The sequence below is a fragment of the Azospirillum sp. ST 5-10 genome, assembly GCF_051225715.1.
In the GTDB taxonomy this organism is placed as follows: Bacteria; Pseudomonadota; Alphaproteobacteria; order Azospirillales; family Azospirillaceae; genus Azospirillum.
Map to the genome: position 1 here is coordinate 86021 of NZ_JBPJSP010000019.1, position 19903 is coordinate 105923.

The following is a 19903-nucleotide window of genomic DNA, read 5'->3' on the forward strand; positions in this document are numbered from 1 at the left end:
CCTGTCCAATCCCGCGTGCCGGCCCGGCCGCTCCCGCCCCCCGGCCGTGCCGCCGTTCAGCGGCCGCCGTCCGCCCTCCCCTCCTCCGGTCGGGCCGGCACTCCGTCCGGCGGGACGGCCAGCCCGAAGAGGCTCACCGGCTCGGCGAAGCCCTTCAGCGCGAACCGTCCGACCGGCGCCACCCGCTCGCCGGGAAGCCGGTCGGCGAAGCTGCGCGACATCAGCAGCGGCCGGCCGGTCCGGCTGCCCACCGCCTGGATGCGGCTGACGAGGTTCACGTCCGGTCCGACCAGGGTGAAGTCGAGCCGCCGGCCGGAGCCGATGTTGCCGTAGCTCACCTCGCCGTAGTGCAGCGCGACGGCGGCGGCCAGCGGCGGCTCGGCCGCGGCGTGGGGCGCCAGGCGCTCGCCGATCTCCCGCGCCGCGCGCAGCGCCATGGCGCAGGCCGCCTCCGGCCGGCGGTCGGGGAAGAAGGCCAGCACGGCGTCGCCCATGAACTTCAGCACCTCGCCGCCGGCCGCCGCGACGGCCGGCAGCACCTCGTCGAAATAGCGGTCGAGCAGCGCCAGCACGCGGGCGCTCGGCAGGCGGTTCGACAGATCCGTGAAGCCGCGCATGTCGCACAGCAGCAGTGCCGTGCGCAGCGTCTCCACCTGGCCGCGCCGGACATGGCCGGCCAGGATGCGCCGGGCCGTGGCGGTCCCGACATAGGTGTCGAGCAGCGTCCGCTCCATCTGGCGCAAGGTGCGCAGCTCGCAGCCGTTGCGCAGCGCCGGCAGGATGCGCTGCAGGGCCGCGTGGTCGGCCGCCGAGAAGCCGCCGGGCCGCGCCGTGCCGAAGGCGGCGGCGCTGACCGGGCCGTCCGTGCCGTTCAGCGGCGCGATCAGCAGCTCCACCAAGCCGCGTCCGGCGAAGACGTCCAGGCCGGACACCGGCGCCGTCTGGTCGGCCATCCGCACCCGCAGCGGCTTGCCCGTCTCCATCACCCGGTGCACGGCGCTCCCGACGAAGCGGGCCGCCGCGGCGAGGCCGTGTTCGCGGACCTCCACCGCCTCGTCCGGCGCCCAGGCCAGGGTGCGCCCGAGGATCTCCGGATGCAGCGTGCGCAGGTGGAGCGTTAGCCGGTCGACCGGCAGCCCCACCGCCCGCAGCCGGCGGCCCAGCCCGGCGGCCAGGGCCGCCTCGTCCATGGCGTGGCAGTCGTCGCCGGCCAACCACTCCACCACCTCCACGACCGGCGCGCAGCGCGAGGAGGAGGCGCCACGGCCGCGGCGGACGGGGATGACGGGGGCCGGCGCCGGCCGGTCGAGGGTGTGTTTCATCGGAACGCTCCGGTCGCCGGTGTCGGTCTCGGGGGTCAATGGGCGCCGGCCGCGCCGGCGGACGCCGGCTTGCGCAACAGCAGCGACGCCCCGAGGGCGACGGTCAGGGCGATCCCCAGGAGGAAGAAGACGTCGCTGAAGGCCATCACGAAGGCCTGCTGGCGGATGACCGCGCCGATCGCCGCGTAGGCGCGGCGGCCGGCGTCGATGGGGTCGGGGAAGCCGCGGCTCTGGAAATGCCGGGTGAGCTGGTCGACCCGCGCCACGGTCGCCGGATCGAACAGCGACACCGCCTGCGACAGGATGTTGGAATGGAACTGCTCCCGCTTGGTCAGGACGGTCTGCAGCAGGGCGATGCCGACGGCGCCGCCGAGGTTGCGCATCATGTTGAACAGGCCGGAGGCGGAGCCGGCGTTCTCCCGGTCGATGCCGGCGGTGGCGACGACCGACAGCGGCGCGAAGACGAGCGCCTGCCCGACGGCGCGGACGATGTTCGGCAGCAGGAGCTGGTCGGCGGCGTGGTCCGCCGTCATCGTCGTGTTCATGAAGGCGCTCGCGGCGAACAGCGCGAAGCCGACGGCGATCAGCAGGCGCGCGTCGAACCGCGCCATCAGCCGGGGCACCAGGGGAATCAGCAGGAGCTGCGGCAGCCCGGTCCAGGCCAGCACGGCGCCGATCTGCTCGGCGTTGTAGTCCTGGATGCGCGCGAGATAGACGGGGAGGACGAAGACCGATCCGTACAGCGCCACGCCCAGCATGAAGTTGGCGAGGATGCCGAAGCCGAAGTTGCGCTGCGCCAGCAGCCGCAGGTTCAGCAGCGGCCGCGCGCTGCGCAGCTCGATCCAGACGAACAGGACCAGGCTGACCGCCGCGACGACGCTCAGCCGCAGGATAAAGGGCGAGCCGAGCCAGTCCTCCTTGTTGCCCTCCTCCAGCACGGTCTGCAGGCTGCCGAGCCCCAGGGCCAGGGTGGCGATGCCCGGCCAGTCCCCCGACTTCAGGAGGGCCAGCCTCATCGGCGCGGCCTCCAGGGAGACCGCCAGCATCCCGACCATCAGCGCGCCGGGGATCAGGTTGACGTAGAAGATGTACTGCCAGCCCCAGTTCTCGGTCAGATAGCCGCCGATGGTCGGCCCGATCGCCGGGGCGAAGGTCGCCGACAGCGCGAACAGGGCGAGCCCGACGGGCTGCTTGGCCTTGGGCAGCAGGGTGATGATGATGGTGAAGGCCATCGGGATCAGCACCCCGCCGCTGAACCCCTGGATCGCCCGCAGCACGATCATCTGCTCCAGGCTCGCCGCGAAGGCGCACAGGACCGAGAAGACCAGGAACAGCACGGCGTTGGTCAGCAGGTAGCGGCGGAGGGAGAAGACCTGGGCCAGCCAGCCGCTCAGCGGGATGACGATGATCTCCGCGACGAGATAGGCGGTGGAGATCCATCCGCCGTCGTCGATGCCGGCGCCGATGGCGCCCTGGATGTCGGCCAGCGAGGCGTTGACGATCTGGATGTTGAGGACAGCCATGAACGCGCCGAGGGTGGCGCCGATCACGGCGAGCCAGTTCCGGGAGGAGGCGCGGGGCGCGGCGCCGGCCGTGGTGGGGATCGACATGGCTGCGGTCCGATGACGGGTGGGCGGGGCGGGTTCAGTCGGCGGTCGCGTCCGGCGGACGCGTGTCGATGGTCGGCACGACCGACATGCCGGGACGCAGCAGACCCGCCAGCGGCCCGGGATCCAGGAGGATCTTCACGGGGATGCGCTGCACGATCTTGGTGAAGTTGCCGGTCGCGTTGTCCGGCGGCAGCAGGGCGAACTCCAGCCCGCTGACCGGCGACAGGCTGTCCACCCGGCCCGTCAGCTCCACGCCGGGAAAGCCGTCCACGGCGATCGTCACGGGCTGGCCGGCGTGCACCCGGGCGAGCTGCGTCTCCTTGTAGTTCGCGACGACGTAGACCGCCCGCAGCGGCACCACCGCCATGAGCTGCGTCCCTGTCTGGACGTACTGGCCGACCCGCAGCGAGCGGGCGCCGGCGACGCCGTCGATCGGCGCGGTGATGACGGTGTAGGACAGGTCCAGCCGGGCCTGGCGCAGCGCGCTGAGGCTGTGGTCGCGCTCCGCCTCGGCCTGGGCGCGCTCGGTCGTCAGCACCTTGATCCGGTCCTGGGCGGCGGTCAGGGCGGCGCGGTCGCCGCGCAGCGCCGCTTCCGCCTCGCCGAGGCTCGCCTTCGCCTGCTGGGCCCGCTGGGTCGTGCCGTAGCCGGTCCGCACCAGGTTGCTGTAGCGGGCGTTGTCCTGCCGCGCGAAGGCCAGGGCCACTTCGCTGGCGGCGACACCGGCCCTCTCCTGCTCGATGAGGGAGCGCTGCAGCACGATCCGGGCGTCCAGGTTGCGGATCGCCGCCTCCGCCGCCTCCAGCTTCGCCGCCGCCTGGTCGAGCGCCACGCGGAAGTCGCGGTCGTCGATGCGGGCCAGCACCTGGCCGGCGGCCACCCGCTCGTTGTCCTGGACGAGCACCTCGGCGACGTAGCCCGCCACCTTCGGGGCGATCACCGTGTGGTCCGCCTTGATGTAGGCGTCGTCGGTCGCCTCGAGATAGCGGCCCACCGTCCAGTAGCGGTGTCCGGCGTAGGCCGCGGCCACGGCGGCGCCGAGGAGCGCCAGCGCCAGCACCGCCCGCCTGCCCGCCCTCAGCGTGCCGCCGGGCGCCCGCAGCGCCTCGGCCCTGCCGTCCTGTGTCAGTTCAACCATAGCATCCTGCCTGCTCTGCGCGCGGCCATGCCGGCCCGACGGCCGGTGCCCGCACGGGGGAGGATGGGCCGCCGCCGGCCCGGCGGGAATTCGGGAAAGGCTGGAAAGATTGTCCAGTGCGGGTGGATAATCCGCGGGAAACGAAACGGCGGAGGGTGCGCGTGGACCGGCTGGCGAGCCTGACGGCGTTCGTGCGGGTGGTGGACTGCGGCGGCTTCTCCGCGGCGGCGCGGCGCCTGAACATGTCGGTCACCATGGTCAGCAACCACGTCCAGGCGCTGGAGAACCGGCTCGCGGTCCGCCTGCTGAACCGCACCACGCGCCGCGTCGGCCTGACCGACGCCGGCAGGGCGTACTACGAGCGCTGCGTCACCATCCTGGCCGACCTGGAGGCGGCCGACGAACTCGCCGGCGCCTTGAACGCGACGCCGCGGGGCACGCTGCGCTTGCACATCGGCACGCATCTGGCCCGCTTCATCGCGCCGGCGGTCGGCGAGTACGCCGTGCAGCACCCGGCCGTCTCGGTGGAGCTGACCATGGGCGACACCATGATCGACCTGGTGGACGAGGGGATCGACCTGGTGATCCATCCCCTGCTGCCGCAGAGCTCCAGCCTGATCGCCCGCCAGCTCACGCCCTGGCGCCACGTCCTGTGCGCCGCCCCCGCCTACCTGGAGAGGCACGGCGTGCCGCGGAGCCTGGACGACCTGGCCCGCCACAACTGCCTGCGCTACAGCCACTATCCCTACGGCAGCGAGTGGCGCTTCACGGGGCCGGACCGGCAGCCGGTGGCGGTCCGGGTGTCCGGCAACCTGGTGACCAACAGCGCCGAGACGATGCGTCTGATCGCCCTGAGCGGCGGCGGCGTGCTGCTGCTGCCCAGCTTCATCGTGCTCGACGACCTCCGCAGCGGCGCCCTGCGCCAGCTTCTGCCGGCGTTCCGGCCGCCCGAATTCGCGATCCACGCCATCTACCCGCACCGCGAGCATCTGTCCCCCAAGGTGCGGACGTTCATCGACCTGCTGGCGGTCCACTTCGGCAGGCACGGCGCGTGGCTGAACCCCTACAACGTCGCCGCCGCCGGGCCGGACACCGCCGCCGGGCTCCCGCCCGCGGGCGATCTCCGCGGGGGCGGGCCGGCGTGACCCTCCGCCGCCGGACGCGGACGGGGGACATGCCCGATGCGCGGCCCGGCGGCCTTTCCCGCTCACCGGGACAGGTCGTACCGGCCGCGGGCGAACGCGCCGTGTCCGGCGCGCGCGTCACGGGCGGCCCACAGCGTGAGCACGAAGCCGAGGATCGCCGGCAGGGTGACGGCGGGGAAGTCGCGGGGGATCGCCGAGGGCGCGCAGATGCCGACCGCCACCTCCCAGAAGTGGAAGAGCGCGTGCGCCCACAGCCACAGGGTCGCCACGCCCCACAGCCCGATCCGGCGCTCCGGCCAGACCGCCCCGGCCGCGAAGGCGATGCCGAGGAAAAGCTGGATGAGCCCGATGTCGCGGACGAAATGCTGGTTGAAGAAGCCCGTGTCCGTGACGCCGGGCACGGAGTCGTACCACAGCGCCGGCGCGACGAGCATGAACAGCCCGTTCGCCGACAGGAACAGGCCGTTGAACGCGACCATGACGACCACCGTGACCAGCACGGCGCGGTTCTCCTCGTTCGTGTCCATGTCCGATGTCCTTTCACCGCTGGATGGAGGTGCGTCGAAGCGCCCGCTCTATTGGGCCGTCCAGGCGCCGTCGACGGCGATGGCGGTTCCGGTGATCTGGTCGGCCGCGGGCGAGCACAGGAAGACGACGGTGCCGCCCAGCTGCTCCGGCGTCACGAAGGCCTGCGAGGGCTGCTTCTCGCCCAGCAGGCTCGCCGCCGCGTCGCGCCGGCTGATCGCCCGCTCGGCCGCGATGTCGGCGATCTGCTTCTCGACCAGCGGGGTGCGCACCCAGCCGGGACAGATGGCGTTGGCGGTCACGCCGGTGCCGGCGGTCTCCAGCCCGACCACCTTGGTCAGCCCGACCAGCCCGTGCTTGGCCGCGACGTAGGCGGCCTTGTGGGTCGAGCCGACGAGGCCGTGCGCCGAGGCGACGTTGACGATCCGGCCCCAGCCCCGTTCCCTCATCCACGGCAGCGCGGCGGCGATGCCGTGGAACGCGGCCGACAGGTTGACGGCCAGGATGGCGTCCCACCGCTCGGCCGGGAACGCCTCGACCGGCGCCGTGAACTGGATGCCGGCGTTGTTGACCAGGATGTCGACGCGGCCCAGCGTCTCGACCGCGGTCGCGACGAGATCCCGCACCGCGGTGCCCTTCGACACGTCGGCGGCGTCGTGGACGACGCGCACGCCGTGCGCGCGCTCGATCCAGTCGCGGAGCGCCGCGATCTCGCGGGGGTCGCCGAAGCCGTTCAACACGATGTCGGCGCCCTCGCCGGCCAGCGCCCTGGCGATGCCGAGGCCGATGCCGCTGGTCGAACCGGTGACGATCGCCACCTTCCCCTTCAACATGACTGTCTTCCCTCGTGATGTGACGCGAGCGTGCGGGCTAGGAGGCCCGGGATTCGCGGTGGACGTCGTGGGTGACGAAGCCCGGGTCCGGCGCCGGCCGGTCCAGGCGGCGGGGATCCGCCAGGGTGCGGCGGATGTCCTCCAGGCCGCTTTGCCAGTGTTCGCGCATGGCGGCCGGGCCGAACTCGTAGTCCTTGGAGTGGCCCTCGAAGACCTTGGACTGGTAGATCAGGTGGACGATGTTGTGCGCCCGGTGGCGGGCGAGATCGGCGATCGCGGCGATCCGCGGCTCGCCGCGCGCCTCGTCCGGCAGCCGCTCCAGCAGGTGCCGCAGCGCCTGGCGCATCGTCTGCATCTGCAGCATGTGGTTGGTGATGGCGCGGGTCCGGCTGGAGTACTGGATGTCCTTCTGCCGGCTCGCCACGTCGCGCAGGTCGACGGGCAGCCGGCCCTTGGCCGACCACAGGTCGACCTGGAAGGTCAGGGTGTCGCGCTGCGGCTCGCCCGACAGGACGCGGGAGAGGGGCGTGTTCGACACCATCCCGCCGTCCCAGTAATAGTCGCCCTCGATCTCGATGGCGGGGAAGCCCGGCGGCAGCGCTCCCGAGGCCATGAAGTGCTCCGGCCGCAGCCGGCGCTCGGCAGTGTCGAAATGCACGAGGTTGCCGCTGCGGACGTTGACCGCGGCGACGCTGACCCGGACCTCGCCCGAGTTCAGGCGGTCGAAATCGACCAGCCGCTCCAGCGTGGCGCGCAGCGGCGTGGTGTCGTAGAAGCTGGTGGCGGCGTCGCCCGGAGAGGGCGACAGGAACGGCGGCGGGAAGCGCGGCTTGAAGAAGCCGCTCTGGCCCATCAGCACGGCCCGCATCGCCGCGGCGGCGTTGTGGGCCGTGCGCAAGTCGAGGGCGAACGGGAGGGTGCCCGCGAGGCTCCCGTTGGTGGTCCAGTCGACCGGCACGGCGCAGATCGTCTCCCAGAATTCGCGCAGCCGGCCGACGCGCTGGTCTTCGGGCGCGCCGGCGATCACCGCGGCGTTGAGCGCGCCGATCGAGACGCCGGCCAGCCAGGTCGGCCGGATCCCCGCCTCGTGCAGCCCCTCGTAGACCCCTGCCTGGTAGGCGCCGAGCGCGCCACCGCCTTGCAGCACCAGGGCGACGACGTCGTAGCGCGGCACCTGGATGCGCCCCGCGGCGCCGGCCGCCGGCTGCCGCTCAAGGCCGCTCATCTGTTTCATGGTCTGCCTCGATCGTTTGGAGGGCGGGTCACGCCAGGTAGTCGTGCACGACGGCGCCGAGGCCGAGCGTCAGGTCGGCGACGAGATGCTTGGCCGACAGCACCTCCAGCACCGGCAGCTCGGCGACGGGCGCCAGCGCGTGCGGGGCCAGGTGCAGGGAAGCCGGGCCGGTCCAGGCGCCCTTCACCGTCACGTCCTCGAGATGGAAGCGCACCAGCTCGCAGACGCGGGGGCCGCCGTCCACGTGCGGGATGACCTTGAGCAGGAAGTTCGGCGCCGCCAGGGCCCGGGCCTCGGTCGCCGGGTCGAGGGCGCGGTGCTTGTAGCCCATCGTCGCGGTGGCGACGCGGACCGAGCCGTAGTTCAAGGTGCCGACCAGCGTGTCGGTCTCGACCGCCAGGGCCGGCCGCGCCAGCTTCTTGGGAAAGCCCCAGAGCTCGCGGCCGGCGGCGATCGGCGGGTGGTCGTCGAGGAACATCTGGTGGGTGTAGCCGCCGATCCGGCCGCCGTGGCGCACCGGGATGACCTGGCCGCTTTCCGTGTAGTCGCCGAAGCCGGTCGAGTCCGGCATGCGGATGAATTCGTAGTTCACCACCGGCTCGACGATCTCGAGCGGCTCCGGCACCACCCGGCGCAGCGCCTCCGGATCCGTGCGGTAGCGGACAATGAAGTACTGGCGGTCGACGAAGCGGTAGGGTCCCGGCGGAAAGGCCGGGCTGGTGGGCGGCATGGCGAACGCGCTTCGCCGCAAGGTGGTCTGGTCCATGGTGTCCTGTCCTGTGCGCTGGGGGTCCGGCCCCGGCCGGGAGTTCCGGCCGGGGCCGGCGGGCCGGCCGGCCCGCCGAAGGCGCGCGGGGGGCTGGGGGCGTCCGCGGCCGCCGGCCGGCGCCGCGGTGAGGCTCGGCCGCGTGCCGGCTAACGCCGGGGCAGCACGCGGCCGAGCCAATCCTCGAAATGCGTCGCGCCGATGCGCGGGTCGGCGCCGGGGGTGAGCGACCGGTCGTCCACGGCGATGCCGAAATAGCCGGCGCGGGCGTCCGCGGTCACGGTGCGGGGATCGCCGGTGGCGCGCAGGAACCGCCCGACCAGGTCGTCGATGGGCGCCCGGTCCGGGCCGGCGATCTCGACCGTGCCGTTCACCGGCGCGCCGAGGGCGACGCCGACCATCGCATCCGCCACGTCGTCCGAGGCGATGGGCTGGAACAGGGCGGGCGACAGGCGGGCGGTCTGGCCGACCGTGCCGGAATCCGCGATGGCGCCCAGGAACTCGAAGAACTGCGTCGAGCGGACGATCGTGTAGGGCCTTCCCGAGGCCTTGATCAGCTCCTCCTGGGCCAGCTTCGCGCGGAAGTATCCCATCGCCTGGAGGCGGTCGGTCCCGACCACCGAGAGGGCGACGTGGTGCGCCGTCCCGGCGGCGGCCTCGGCGGCCAGCAGGTTGCGGCCGGACTTGCGGAAGAAGTCCATGGCCGCCTCGTCCTCGAAGGTGGGCGAGTTGGCGACGTCGACGACGACCTGCGCGCCGGCGACCGCGGCGGCCAGCCCCTCGCCGGTGACGGTGTTGACGCCCGAGGCGAGCGACGCCGCGACCACCTCGTGACCCTTGCGGCGCAGCCGGTCGACGATCTTGGAGCCGATGAGGCCGCTGCCTCCGATGACTGTGATCTTCACGGGACTCTCCCTGTGGATGGGACGGCGGTCCGACGGGGGCCGCCATCGGTGTGCGGAGGATGCCCGAGGCGCGGCGCGAAGACTTTGCGGCGGCCTTGAATTGCCCTTGGGAGAGGCTTGGATTTTTGTCCAGGAACGATCGCGGCGGCCGTGCTATCAATGCCCCGGCCGCCTGCCCGGCCTCCGCACGCGGCGGTAAGGGAGCGCCGAATGCCGTTCTTGTTCGGAGACTGCCTGCTCGACCCCGACCGCCGGGAGCTGTCCCGCGGCTCCGCGGTGGTCGCCGTCGGGCCGCAAGTCTTCGACCTGCTGCTCCACCTGCTCGAGAACCGCGAGCGGGTCGTCAGCCGGGACAGCCTGCTCGACACGGTGTGGGGCGGGCGGATCGTCTCGGAATCGACCCTGGCCAGCCACATCAACGCGGCGCGCAAGGCGATCGGCGACAGCGGCACCGACCAGCGCCTGATCCGGACGGTCGCCCGCAAGGGCTTCCGGTTCGTCGGCGAGGTCAGGGAAGCGCCGGCGCCGGCCTCCCCGTCCCACGGGGCGGCGGCCGCGACGGCCGACGCCGCCCCGTCCGGCGAGGCGCCGGCACCGCCGCTGGCCCTGCCCGACAAGCCCTCCGTCGCCGTCCTGCCGTTCCTCAACCTGAGCGGCGAGCCGGAGCAGGACTACTTCATCGACGGCGCGGTCGAAGACATCATCTCGGCGCTGTCGCGCATCCGCTGGCTGTTCGTCATCGCCCGCAATTCGAGCTTCACGTACAAGGGCCGGGCGGTCGACGTGAAGCGGGTGGGACGCGAGCTCGGCGTGCGCTACGTGCTGGAAGGCAGCATGCGCAAGGCGGCGAACCGCATGCGCATCACCGGGCAGCTCGTCGACGCGACGACCGGGGCGCACATCTGGGCGGAGCGTTTCGAGGGCACCCTCGACGACATCTTCGAACTGCAGGACCAGATCTCGGCGAGCGTCGTCGGCGTGATCGTGCCGCAGCTCGAACGGGTCGAGATCGAACGGGCGAAACGCAAGCCCACCGACAGCCTCGACGCCTACGACTACTATCTGCGCGGACGGGCGGCCCTGAACCGGGGCACCCGGGAGGCGGTCGACGAAGGATTGCCGCTGTTCCACAAGGCGGCCGCGCTCGATCCCGACTACGCGTCGGCCCACGCGATGGCGGCGTGGTGCCATTTCTGGCGCAGGATCAACGGCTGGATGGCCGACCGCGCGCGCGACACCGCGGAAGGCACCCGCCTCGCCCGCCTGGCCGTCGAACTCGGCAAGGACGACGCGGTCGCGCTCACCCGCGGCGGCCATGCGCTCGCCCATTTCACCGGCGACCTCGACGGCGGCATCGCCCTGCTCGACCGGGCGCTCGCGCTCGACCCGAACCTGGCGGCGGCGTGGTTCCTCGGCGGCTTCCTGCGCGCCGAGCGCGGTGATCCGGAGGCGGCGATCGCGCATTTCACGCGCGCCATGCGTTTCAGCCCGCTCGACCCGGAGATGTTCCGGATGCAGGCGGGGATGGCGCTCGCCCACCTGTTCGCGGGACGCTTCGACGCCGCGTCGTCGTGGGCGGAGAAGGCGTACCGCGACCTGCCGAGCTTCCTGATGGTCGTCGCCACCATCGCCGCGAGCCACGCGCTCGCCGGCCGGTCGGACGAGGCGCGGCGGGCGATCGACCACGTCCGCCAGCGCGATCCGACGTTCCGCGTCTCCGGCCTCGCGGACTGGCTGCCGGTCCACCGGCCGGAGGATCTGGCGACGTTCGCCGAGGGGCTGCGGAAGGCCGGACTGCCGGAGTGACGGGCGCGCCGCCCCCGCCCGGCGGGCGACCCGCCCGACGCGTCAGGACGCCGGGTCGGCGGGTTCCCCGGCCGCACCCGCCAGCGCCAAGGTCAGGGCCGCGGCCGTGGTCGGGCGGGCGAGGCGGACCGCCTGCCCCGCCCAGAGGTTCGTGAAGTCCGTCGAGCCGGCGGCCTCCGCGGCACGGCGCAACGGCGCCAGGGCGTCGGCGGCCGTCGGGAACGGCGGAACGGCGCCCGCCAGCGGCCCGACCTCGCGCATGAGACGGTTGGTGATGCCGCGCGCCGGCCGGCCGGTGAAGACGTTGGTGATCGCCGTGTGCTCGGCGGCGGCGCTCAGCAGCGCGTCGCGGTGCCGGGGCGAGACCGCCGCCTCGTCGGTGAGAAGATAGGCCGTGCCGACCTGCACGGCCGCCGCGCCGAGCGCGAAGGCGGCCAGGACCCCGCGGCGGTCGGCGATGCCGCCCGCGGCGATCACCGGCACGTCCACCGCGTCGACGACCTGGGGAACCAGGGCCATCGTCCCGACCTGCGTCGTCATGTCGTCGGTGAGGAAGTTGCCGCGGTGGCCGCCCGCCTCCGCTCCCATCGCGATCACCGCGTCGACGCCCCGCGCCGCGAGCCACCGCGCCTCGGCGACCGTGGTCGCCGACGACAGGATCTTCGCGCCCGTCCGCCTCACCCGCTCGAGCAGGGCGTCCGGCGGCAGCCCGAAGTGGAAGCTCACGACCTCCGGCCGGTACTCCTCGACGACGGCGCAGAACGCGTCGTCGAACGGCGCCCGGCCGACGCTCGCGATCGGCTGGTCGGGATCGAGTCCGGCTTCCCGATAATAGGGCGCCAGCGTCGCCCGCCATCCCGCCTGCCGCGCCGCATCCGCGCCCGGAGCGGCATGGCAGAAGAAGTTCAGGTTGATGGGCTTGGCCGTCGCGCTGCGGACGACGTCCAGCGCGTCGCGAAGCTGGGCCACGGAGTACTGGGCGCTCGGCAAGGACCCCAGGCCGCCCGCCTCGCTCACCGCCACCACCATCTCCGGGGTGGTGGCCCCGGCCATCGGTGCCTGGACGATGGGAAGGGCGATCCCGAAGAGGCTGGGGATGCGAGCGTCGATTGCGTGGGTCATGGCGCGGCTCCTTCTTCCACGAGGTCGGTGCGGCGACCGGGCGGCGGTCGCCGCCGCCACGATCCAAAGCAGACGGCGGCCGTCCTTCCAACCGAAAAGAGCGGCGGCACGCCATGACGGGGATGGGGACGGGAACGGGCGAGGGCCCGTGGCATCGCGCGGCGAGGGGTGTGCCCGCACCCCCCTCCGATCAACGTCCCGCGGCGAGCGCCACGGCGTCGGCGCCGGCGGCGAGGCGCATCGGGCAGGAGGGGTCGTTGACGGCGCGCCACACCGCTTCCGCCACGTCGAGCGCCCGGGTGACCACGGACGACTGCTGCCACGCCGCGAAGACGCTCTGCGCCAAGGGCGCGTACGGCTCGGGAATGCCGTTCTGCATGCGGGTCCGCGCGTTCTCGCCGAACCGGGTCTCCGGCGCCCGCCCCGGCAGCACCAGATGCACGCGCACGTTGAAGGGTTCCAGCTCCAGCGCCAGGGATTCGGTGAAGGCGTTCACCGCCGCCTTGCTCGCCGTGTACACCGAAAGCAAATGCAGCGGCTTCAACGTCACGCTGGACGTGACGTTGACGATGACGCCGGACGTCCGCTGCCGGAACTGCGGCAGCACCGCCTGCGTCATCGCCATCGTGCCGAGCGTGTTCGTCTCGAAGACCTCGCGGGCGGTCTCCATCGGGACTCCCTCGAGAGCGTTCAGCAGGCCGATCCCGGCGTTGTTGACCAGGGCGTCGAGCGGCCCCGCGGCCGCGACGGCCCGGGCGATGCTGTCGGGATCGGTGACGTCGAGGGGGACGACGCGCAGGCGCTCGGAGGCGGGCAGAACGTCGGCGCGCGGCGTGCGCATCGCGGCGACGACCGCCCAGTCGCGATCGAGGAAATAGCGCGCGGTCTCCAGGCCGAACCCGGATGAGCATCCGGTGATGAGAACGGTTTTCATGGGAACTCCTGTGGGGGTGCGGGGCCGATGATAGGCCGCCGCCTCCGGACCTGCTACGATCGGCAGTCCAAATTTCGTTTGCAGGAGTCCGGATATGACCGATCCGCTCGCCCAGGTGGTCGGCCTGCTCCGGCCCAGCGCCGCGTTCTCGAAGCTCGTGCACGGAGCGGGCGCCTGGCTGGTCCGCCGCGCGGAGGCCGGACGCCCCTTCTACGGCACGATCCTCGACGGCTCGTGCCGCCTCGCGGTCGCCGGACAGGAGCCGCTCGTCCTCACGAAGGACGACTTCGTGCTGATCCCCGCGGCCCACGACTTCACGGTGTCGAGCCTCGCGCCGGCGCCGGCGACGAACGTCCAGACCGTGCCGGTCGAGCTGCGCCCCGGCGTGTACCGGCTGGGCGATCACGCCGGCCCGCCCGACGTCCGCATGGTCGTGGGCTACTGCGCCTTCGGCTCGACCGACGCCGCCCTGCTGGTGTCGCTCCTGCCGCGGCTCGTGCACGTGCGCGGCGAGACCAGGCTCGCCACCCTCGTCCAGCTCGTGGACGAGGAGGCGCGGGGCGCCCGCCCCGCGCGGGACGTCATCCTGGCGCGCCTGATCGAGGTCCTGCTCATCGAGGCCCTGCGCTCCAAGGCGGGGCCCGCGGCACCTCCGGGCCTCCTGCGGGGGCTCGGCGACGACCGCCTCGCCGGCGCCCTGCGGCGGATGCACGAGCGTCCGACCTGGCCCTGGACGGTGGCCGAGCTGGCGAAGGAAGCCGCCCTCTCCCGCTCGGCGTTCTTCGACCGGTTCCGGCGCGCGGTGGGCGTCGCCCCGATGGAATATCTGCTCCATTGGCGCATGGCCCTGGCGAAGGACCTGCTGCTGCGGCAGGCGGGCGGCGTCGCCGACGTGGCGGAACGCGTGGGCTACGGCTCCGCGAGCACCTTCAGCGTCGCCTTCGCCCGGCACGTCGGCGTCCCGCCGACGGTGTACGCGCGCGCCCAGAGCGCGGGATGACGCGGCCCGCGGGCCGGCGGTCCCGCGCCCTCGGGCGCGGACGCCTGCGCCGGGGGCGCGGCAGCCCTGCGCGCCCTGCCCCACCATTGCATCTTCCCGTGGGCCGGCCGCGTGATACATGAGAGTAGCCTCGCCTTTCCCGCCATCAGACAGGGTCCCCATGCCGTCCTCCTCCCGCATGGCGCGCGCGCTCTCGATCGGCCGCCGGCCCGCCCCGCTGCAGTGGGCGATCCTGCTGGCGCTGTCGGTCGCCGGCGTCGCCGGGCTGGAGGCGCTCCATCTCCCGGCCGCCCTGCTGCTGGGGCCGATGGCGGCGGCGATCCTCGTCGCCGCGGCGGACGGCACGATCCGCATGCCGAGCCTGCCGTTCATGGCGGCCCAGACGGTGATCGGCTGCATGATCGCCCGCAGCCTGACGCCCGCCACCCTCGGCGAGATCCTCCAGGACTGGCCGCTGTTCCTGGTGGCGGTCGTGTCGGTGATCCTCGCCAGCAACGGGCTGGGCTGGCTGCTCACCCGCGCCCGCGTGCTGCCGGGAACCACCGCGGTCTGGGGCTCCTTCCCCGGGGCCGCCTCGGTGATGACCCTGATGTCGGAGGAGTTCGGCGCCGACGGGCGGCTGGTCGCCATCATGCAGTATCTGCGGGTGGTGTTCGTCGCGGTCGCGGCGTCGCTGGTCGCCCGCCTGTGGGGGGCGCCGGATCCCGCCGCCGTCGCGGCGGCGGCCTGGTTCCCGCCGATCGACTGGCCCGCCTTCGCCGCGACCCTGGCGCTCGCCGCCGGCGCCGGCGCGATCGCCGTCGCCCTGCGGGTGCCCGCCGGGCCGCTGCTGCTGCCGATGGCGGTCGGCACCGCGCTGCAGGGCACGGGCGTCCTCGCCATCGAGCTGCCGCCCTGGCTGCTGGCGACGAGCTACGCCGTGGTGGGCTGGAGCATCGGCCTGCGCTTCTCCCGCCCGATCATCGCCCACGCCGCCCGCGCGCTGCCGCGGATCGCCACGGCGATCCTTACGCTCATCGCCCTGTGCGGCGGGCTGGCGGCGCTGCTGGTCGTCGTGGGCGGCGTCGACCCGCTGACCGCCTACCTCGCCACCAGCCCCGGCGGCGCCGATTCCGTGGCGATCATCGCCGCCGGCAGCGACGTCGACCTGCCCTTCGTCGTCGCCCTGCAGACCACCCGCTTCCTGGTCGTCCTGGTGACCGGACCGGCCATCGCCCGCTACATCGCCCGGCGGGCCGGCGCCGCCGCGCCGGTCCCGCACCCCGGAGAGTAGCGCCCGTCGGACGGCGTCAGTAGTCCGAACAGTCGCGGTGGCTGGCGGCGGGATCGACCTTCACGTCGATCACCACCGGCCCGCCGAGACGGTGCGCCTCCTCCAGCGCGTCGCGCATCTGGTCGGCGGCGGTCACCGTCAGCCCGCGCCCGCCCAGGCCTTCCGCCACCTTGGCGAAATCGTGGTCGGCGAAGTCGACGGCGATGCGCTGGTTGCCGAGGTTGTCGCGCACCATCCCCAGGCCGGCGTTGTTGGCGACGACGTAGACCACGTCGAGCCCGCGCTCGCTCGCCGTGGCGACCGCGTCCATGGTCATCGCGAAGCCGCCGTCGCCGATCACCCCGGTGACCCGCCGCTCCGGACAGGTCAGCTTGGCGGCGGTGGCGGCGGGGGTGCTCCAGCCCATGCCGCCGATGCCGCCCGGCGCCACCAGCTGTCCCGGCGTGCGCAGGCGCAGGGTGGTGGTGGCCCAGATGCGGTTGGTCCCGGCGTCGAGCGTCAGCAGGTCGTCGGGCGTGAGGAAGCCGTCCAGGGCGCCGACGATGTCGGCGTAGTGGACCGTCCCGGCGGGCGTGGCGTAGGACGGGATCACGCCGTAGCCGTTGGCCTCCCGCAGCGCCGCGATCGCCTTGAGGCGGGCCGCCCGCCGGCCGGCCGGGATGGCGGCGGCGGCCAGCATGCCGAGGACGTCGGCGACGTCGCCGGTGATCGCCAGGGCGACCGGGTAGACCCAGCCGGCGTTGCGCGGGTCGAGGTCGACCTGGACGATGGTCTGGTCGCCGGGCCGGATCATCTCGGCGTCGCGGAAGCGGGTGTATTCCGCGCCGAGGCTGCAGCCCAGGACGATCACCAGGTCGGCCGCCTGGACCATGCGGTTGGCGCTGCGCGAGCCCCAGGTGCCGAGCATGCCGACGGCGACGTCGGAGGTCTCGTCGATCGTGCCCTTGCCGTGGTAGCTCGACGCCACGGCGATGCCGTGCGCCTCGGCGAACGCCTGCAGCGCCGCCCCGGCGCGCGCCATGTAGACGCCGTTGCCGGCGACGATCACCGGGCGTGCGGCCTCGCCGATCAGCGCCGCCAGGCGGGCCACCGCGGCGGCGTCGGGCCGGGCCGGGGTGGCGGCGAGATAGCCGGCGGTCGGATAGAGCCGGGCGCGCGGCGCCTCGGGCACGTCCTTCAGGATGATGTTGGACCTCATGACCACCGCCGCCGGCCCGGGGCGCGGCGCCGTCGCGTGCTTGAGCGCCAGCTGGGTGCCGTACACCGCCTCCTCGGGCTGGGTGGCGTAAGTGGCGAACTTGGTCATGGTCTTCATGACGGCGAACACGTCGGCGGCGCCGTAGTCGCCGGTCATCGTCTGGTAGACGCCGTACTGGCCGAAGCCGTCGTAGCACGAGGTGTCGGTCAGCACGACCATCGGCGAGCCGGAGAAGTACGCTTCCAGGATGCCGAAGGCGCCGGTGGTCGAGGCGAACGGCCCCTGGGCCATGAACAGGCCGGGCCGCCCCGTCAGCTTGCCCGCCACCTGGGCCATCACCGAGGCGCACTGCTCCGAGCGCGCCAGCACCACGTCGAAGTCGTCGCGGCGCTCGTGGAACGCCCGCAGCGACCAGGTGATGCCGAGGCCGGGCAGCGTGAAGCCGCGCCGGATGCCGCCGTCGATGAGGGTCTGCAACACCGCTTCGTTGGTTTTCACCGCGTCCTCCTCCCATTGAACCGGGGGCATTATGGAACATAATCCCGAAGTACGGAACTGGTGTTTCACGACATTTGACGACGGCCGCAAGACGTGCTGAAGGGAGGGGCGGTGGCGATGAAGACAGGGGGCGGAAAGCCATGAACGTCGCGCGATCCGGGGCGTCCACACCCGGCGGACCGGTGGACGAGGAGCCGACGGCGGGCGACGACGCTGCGGGACGCCCGGACGGCGCGCGTTCCGAAGGGGAGCGCCGGCGCGGCCGGCCGCGCCAGGGCGGCGGCGAGCCGCCCGCCGCCGGCGACGGCCGGCCGATCGTCAACGCGCTGGCGCGCGGCCTGTCGATCCTGCGGTCGTTCCGGGCGGAGGACCGCGTGCTGGGCACCCAGGAGATCGCCCGCCGCGCCGGGCTGCCCAAGGCGACCGCGTCGCGCCTGGCGCAGACGCTGACCGAACTCGGCTACCTGCGCTTCGTCCCCGAGGTCGGCAAGTACGCGCTGTCCAGCCAGGTCCTCACCCTCGGCTACGCCACGCTCGGCCGCTCCGGCATCGCCGAGACGGCCAAGCCGTTCCTCGACGAGCTCGCCTCGACCGGCGAATTCGCCTCGGCGCTCAGCGTGCGCGACGGCCTCGACATGATGTTCGTCGAGCTGGTGCGCCGGCCGCAGGCGATCATGCTCAACCTCCAGGTCGGTTCGCGCGTGCCGATCCACGTCACCGCCCCCGGGCGGGCCTGGCTGATGCTGGCCGACGCCGCCGAACGGCGGAGCGTGTTCGACGCCCTGGCGGAGCGTCACGGCGCCGGCTGGCCGGCCCTGCGCGACGCGCTGGAGGCGGCGCTGGACCGGGCGGCGCGCTGCGGCTACGCGGAATCCGTGGGCGAGTGGCGGCCCGAGCACAACGCCATCGCCACCGCGCTGCGCGATCCCATCACCCGGGACATCTACGTCTTCAGCATCGGCGGGCTGGCCTCCGTCCTGCCCCGCCACCGCCTGGAGACGGCGCTCGCCCCGCGCATCCTCGACGCCGCCCAGACCATCGCCAGCCGGCTCCGCGGCTTCGCGTGAGGGGTGCTGCGGCTCACCGCGCGCCGTCCGCGGCGGCGCCCGCGCCGCGCCGCCGGCCGCGGACGGCGCGCAGCACCGGCCACAGGAACACCGCGGCGGTCAGCGCGAACAGGGCGACGGCGATCGGCCGTTCGAAGAAGCCGAGGACGCTGCCGCGGGTCAGCACGAGCCCCTGGCGCAGCGACTGCTCGATCATCGGGCTCAGCACCATGCCGATCACCAGCGGGGCGATGGGAAAGCCGGTGGCCCGCAGGATCGCCCCGACCACCCCGGCGCCCAGCGCCACCCACACGTCCAGCATGTTGCCGCGCACACCGTAGGCGCCGACCAGGGTCACCGTCATCACCAGGGCGATCAGCAGCGGCTCGGGGATGCGCAGCAGACGGGTGAACAGCGGCGCCCCCAGGGCCCCGGTGGCGAACATCACCAGGTTGCAGAGCACGAGCACGAAGAAGATGCCGTAGACCAGCGGCATCTGGTCGACGAAGAGCTGCGGCCCCGGCGCCACGCCCTGGATGATCAACGCCCCCAGCATCACCGCGGTGACGGGATCGCCCGGCACGCCCAGCGCCAGGGTCGGCACGAGGGCGCTGCCGGTCACCGCGTTGTTGGCGCTCTCGCAGGAGATCAGCCCGTCCGGCTCGCCGCGGCCCATCAGGGCGCGGCGCGGCGACACGCGCTTGGCCTCGGAATAGGCGATGAACGCCGCGGTGGCCGCCCCCGTCCCCGGCAGGGCGCCGACGAACGAGCCGATCGCGCAGCTGCGCAGCAGGATGCCGAGGCGCGGCCGCCACGCGCCGAGCGGCGGCAGGCGGAATCCGGCCCGCGGCCGCGCGCCGTCGCCGACGCTGAAGCCCGCCGCCGCCCGCACGAACATCTCGGAGAAGGCGAACAGCCCGACGATGGCCGGCACCAGCTCGATCCCGGCCGACAGCTCGAAGACGTCGAAGGTGAAGCGCAGGTCACCGGTCACCGGATCGGTGCCGACGGTGGCGACGAACAGCCCGGCCATCCCCGCCAGCAGGCCCTTGGCCATCGCCTCGCGCGACACGTTGACGATGCAGGTGAGCGAGAATACCCCCAGCGCGAAGTACTCGATGGGCGTGAACTGGAGGGAGAAGGCGGCGAGCTGCGGCGCCGCCAGGATGAGGACCAGCACCGAGAAGAGGCCGCCCAGGGTCGAGGCGGCGGTGACCCAGCCGATGGCGAGGTCGGCCTCGCCGCGCATCGCCATGGGGAAGCCGTCGAGGGCGGTGGCGGCGGCCTGCGGCGTCCCCGGCGTGTTGAGGAGGATGGCGGTGATCGAGCCGCCGTAGCAGGACCCGCAGAAGACGCCCAGCATCAGCGCCAGGGCTGCCGTCTGCGGCATGCCGTAGGTGAAGGGCAGCACCATGGTGATCCCCACCACCGAGCCCAGCCCCGGCAGCACCCCGACGATCACGCCGACCACCGTGCCGATGACGATCATGGCCAGGCTGGCCGGCGCGAACGCCGCCGCCGCCCCGGCGAGAAGAGGGTCCATCTGTC

17 protein-coding genes are annotated in these 19903 nt (G+C 73.2%); 5 read left to right on the top strand and 12 right to left on the bottom strand.

What is annotated here, in order from left to right:
• Positions 1 to 56: 56 nt before the first annotated feature.
• Genes ACSBPG_RS20230 through ACSBPG_RS20240 form a run of 3 tightly spaced genes read right to left on the bottom strand, consistent with a single transcriptional unit; the run spans position 57 to position 4070 of the window.
• On the bottom strand, positions 57 to 1322 hold the full coding sequence (locus ACSBPG_RS20230) for an adenylate/guanylate cyclase domain-containing protein (RefSeq protein ID WP_435539012.1): 1266 nt from the start codon (positions 1320 to 1322) through the stop codon (positions 57 to 59).
• 35 nt (positions 1323 to 1357) lie between these two features.
• On the bottom strand, positions 1358 to 2932 hold the full coding sequence (locus tag ACSBPG_RS20235; RefSeq protein WP_435539013.1) for a DHA2 family efflux MFS transporter permease subunit: 1575 nt from the start codon (positions 2930 to 2932) through the stop codon (positions 1358 to 1360).
• A gap of 34 nt (positions 2933 to 2966) precedes the next feature.
• Complete coding sequence (locus ACSBPG_RS20240; protein WP_435539014.1) at positions 2967 to 4070, bottom strand: HlyD family secretion protein; 1104 nt, start codon at positions 4068 to 4070, stop codon at positions 2967 to 2969.
• Between the two features lie 161 nt (positions 4071 to 4231).
• Here ACSBPG_RS20240 and ACSBPG_RS20245 point away from each other — a divergent pair, with 161 nt between their 5' ends.
• Positions 4232 to 5215, top strand: a complete 984-nt coding sequence (locus tag ACSBPG_RS20245; RefSeq protein WP_435539015.1) for a LysR family transcriptional regulator — start codon at positions 4232 to 4234, stop codon at positions 5213 to 5215.
• A gap of 62 nt (positions 5216 to 5277) precedes the next feature.
• Here the strand turns inward: ACSBPG_RS20245 and ACSBPG_RS20250 are convergent, their stop codons facing one another.
• The 5 genes from ACSBPG_RS20250 to ACSBPG_RS20270 all read right to left on the bottom strand — a co-directional run bounded on the left by ACSBPG_RS20250 (position 5278) and on the right by ACSBPG_RS20270 (position 9478).
• A complete protein-coding gene (locus ACSBPG_RS20250; RefSeq protein ID WP_435539016.1) occupies positions 5278 to 5742 on the bottom strand; it encodes a hypothetical protein in 465 nt (154 codons plus the stop codon).
• Positions 5743 to 5790: 48 nt separating this feature from the next.
• Positions 5791 to 6573 carry a 3-hydroxybutyrate dehydrogenase gene (locus ACSBPG_RS20255; protein WP_435539017.1) on the bottom strand — a complete coding sequence of 261 codons (783 nt, stop codon included), beginning with the start codon at positions 6571 to 6573 and terminating at the stop codon, positions 5791 to 5793.
• Between the two features lie 37 nt (positions 6574 to 6610).
• Positions 6611 to 7807 (bottom strand): DUF3734 domain-containing protein, encoded by a 1197-nt coding sequence (locus ACSBPG_RS20260; protein ID WP_435539018.1) that lies wholly within the window; start codon positions 7805 to 7807, stop codon positions 6611 to 6613.
• Between the two features lie 28 nt (positions 7808 to 7835).
• Positions 7836 to 8573 carry an acetoacetate decarboxylase gene (locus ACSBPG_RS20265; protein ID WP_435539019.1) on the bottom strand — a complete coding sequence of 246 codons (738 nt, stop codon included), beginning with the start codon at positions 8571 to 8573 and terminating at the stop codon, positions 7836 to 7838.
• Positions 8574 to 8722: 149 nt separating this feature from the next.
• Entirely contained in the window at positions 8723 to 9478 is a 756-nt protein-coding gene (locus tag ACSBPG_RS20270; protein WP_435539020.1) for an SDR family oxidoreductase, read from the bottom strand.
• Between the two features lie 210 nt (positions 9479 to 9688).
• Here ACSBPG_RS20270 and ACSBPG_RS20275 point away from each other — a divergent pair, with 210 nt between their 5' ends.
• Complete coding sequence (locus tag ACSBPG_RS20275; RefSeq protein WP_435539021.1) at positions 9689 to 11284, top strand: winged helix-turn-helix domain-containing tetratricopeptide repeat protein; 1596 nt, start codon at positions 9689 to 9691, stop codon at positions 11282 to 11284.
• A 42-nt stretch (positions 11285 to 11326) separates the two neighbouring features.
• Here the strand turns inward: ACSBPG_RS20275 and ACSBPG_RS20280 are convergent, their stop codons facing one another.
• Positions 11327 to 12406, bottom strand: coding sequence for an NAD(P)H-dependent flavin oxidoreductase (locus ACSBPG_RS20280; protein ID WP_435539022.1), 1080 nt, complete (start codon positions 12404 to 12406; stop codon positions 11327 to 11329).
• Positions 12407 to 12596: 190 nt separating this feature from the next.
• A complete protein-coding gene (locus ACSBPG_RS20285) occupies positions 12597 to 13340 on the bottom strand; it encodes an SDR family oxidoreductase (protein WP_435539023.1) in 744 nt (247 codons plus the stop codon).
• Between the two features lie 94 nt (positions 13341 to 13434).
• Here ACSBPG_RS20285 and ACSBPG_RS20290 point away from each other — a divergent pair, with 94 nt between their 5' ends.
• Positions 13435 to 14340 carry an AraC family transcriptional regulator gene (locus ACSBPG_RS20290; protein WP_435539024.1) on the top strand — a complete coding sequence of 302 codons (906 nt, stop codon included), beginning with the start codon at positions 13435 to 13437 and terminating at the stop codon, positions 14338 to 14340.
• 160 nt (positions 14341 to 14500) lie between these two features.
• Positions 14501 to 15613 carry an AbrB family transcriptional regulator gene (locus ACSBPG_RS20295; protein ID WP_435539025.1) on the top strand — a complete coding sequence of 371 codons (1113 nt, stop codon included), beginning with the start codon at positions 14501 to 14503 and terminating at the stop codon, positions 15611 to 15613.
• A gap of 16 nt (positions 15614 to 15629) precedes the next feature.
• Here the strand turns inward: ACSBPG_RS20295 and ACSBPG_RS20300 are convergent, their stop codons facing one another.
• A complete protein-coding gene (locus ACSBPG_RS20300; protein WP_435539026.1) occupies positions 15630 to 17309 on the bottom strand; it encodes a thiamine pyrophosphate-binding protein in 1680 nt (559 codons plus the stop codon).
• A gap of 140 nt (positions 17310 to 17449) precedes the next feature.
• Between ACSBPG_RS20300 and ACSBPG_RS20305 the strand changes: the two genes are divergently transcribed.
• Entirely contained in the window at positions 17450 to 18376 is a 927-nt protein-coding gene (locus tag ACSBPG_RS20305; protein ID WP_435539027.1) for an IclR family transcriptional regulator, read from the top strand.
• A 13-nt stretch (positions 18377 to 18389) separates the two neighbouring features.
• On the opposite strand, the gene ACSBPG_RS20310 is transcribed toward ACSBPG_RS20305, so the two are convergent.
• The gene (locus ACSBPG_RS20310) at positions 18390 to 19898 is read right to left on the bottom strand and encodes a tripartite tricarboxylate transporter permease (RefSeq protein ID WP_435539028.1); all 1509 of its coding nucleotides are present in this window, start codon (positions 19896 to 19898) and stop codon (positions 18390 to 18392) included.
• Positions 19899 to 19903: the final 5 nt, after the last annotated feature.

Bases quoted from the DNA above. Each gene is read 5' to 3' on its own strand.
- ACSBPG_RS20255 (WP_435539017.1), bottom strand. From the start codon at position 6,573: ATGTTGAAGGGGAAGGTGGCGATCGTCACCGGTTCGACCAGCGGCATC.
- ACSBPG_RS20305 (WP_435539027.1), top strand. From the start codon at position 17,450: ATGAACGTCGCGCGATCCGGGGCGTCCACACCCGGCGGACCGGTGGAC.
- ACSBPG_RS20250 (WP_435539016.1), bottom strand. From the start codon at position 5,742: ATGGACACGAACGAGGAGAACCGCGCCGTGCTGGTCACGGTGGTCGTC.
- ACSBPG_RS20295 (WP_435539025.1), top strand. From the start codon at position 14,501: ATGCCGTCCTCCTCCCGCATGGCGCGCGCGCTCTCGATCGGCCGCCGG.
- ACSBPG_RS20310 (WP_435539028.1), bottom strand. From the start codon at position 19,898: ATGGACCCTCTTCTCGCCGGGGCGGCGGCGGCGTTCGCGCCGGCCAGC.
- ACSBPG_RS20240 (WP_435539014.1), bottom strand. From the start codon at position 4,070: ATGGTTGAACTGACACAGGACGGCAGGGCCGAGGCGCTGCGGGCGCCC.
- ACSBPG_RS20230 (WP_435539012.1), bottom strand. From the start codon at position 1,322: ATGAAACACACCCTCGACCGGCCGGCGCCGGCCCCCGTCATCCCCGTC.
- ACSBPG_RS20280 (WP_435539022.1), bottom strand. From the start codon at position 12,406: ATGACCCACGCAATCGACGCTCGCATCCCCAGCCTCTTCGGGATCGCC.
- ACSBPG_RS20290 (WP_435539024.1), top strand. From the start codon at position 13,435: ATGACCGATCCGCTCGCCCAGGTGGTCGGCCTGCTCCGGCCCAGCGCC.
- ACSBPG_RS20275 (WP_435539021.1), top strand. From the start codon at position 9,689: ATGCCGTTCTTGTTCGGAGACTGCCTGCTCGACCCCGACCGCCGGGAG.
- ACSBPG_RS20260 (WP_435539018.1), bottom strand. From the start codon at position 7,807: ATGAAACAGATGAGCGGCCTTGAGCGGCAGCCGGCGGCCGGCGCCGCG.
- ACSBPG_RS20265 (WP_435539019.1), bottom strand. From the start codon at position 8,573: ATGGACCAGACCACCTTGCGGCGAAGCGCGTTCGCCATGCCGCCCACC.
- ACSBPG_RS20235 (WP_435539013.1), bottom strand. From the start codon at position 2,932: ATGTCGATCCCCACCACGGCCGGCGCCGCGCCCCGCGCCTCCTCCCGG.
- ACSBPG_RS20285 (WP_435539023.1), bottom strand. From the start codon at position 13,340: ATGAAAACCGTTCTCATCACCGGATGCTCATCCGGGTTCGGCCTGGAG.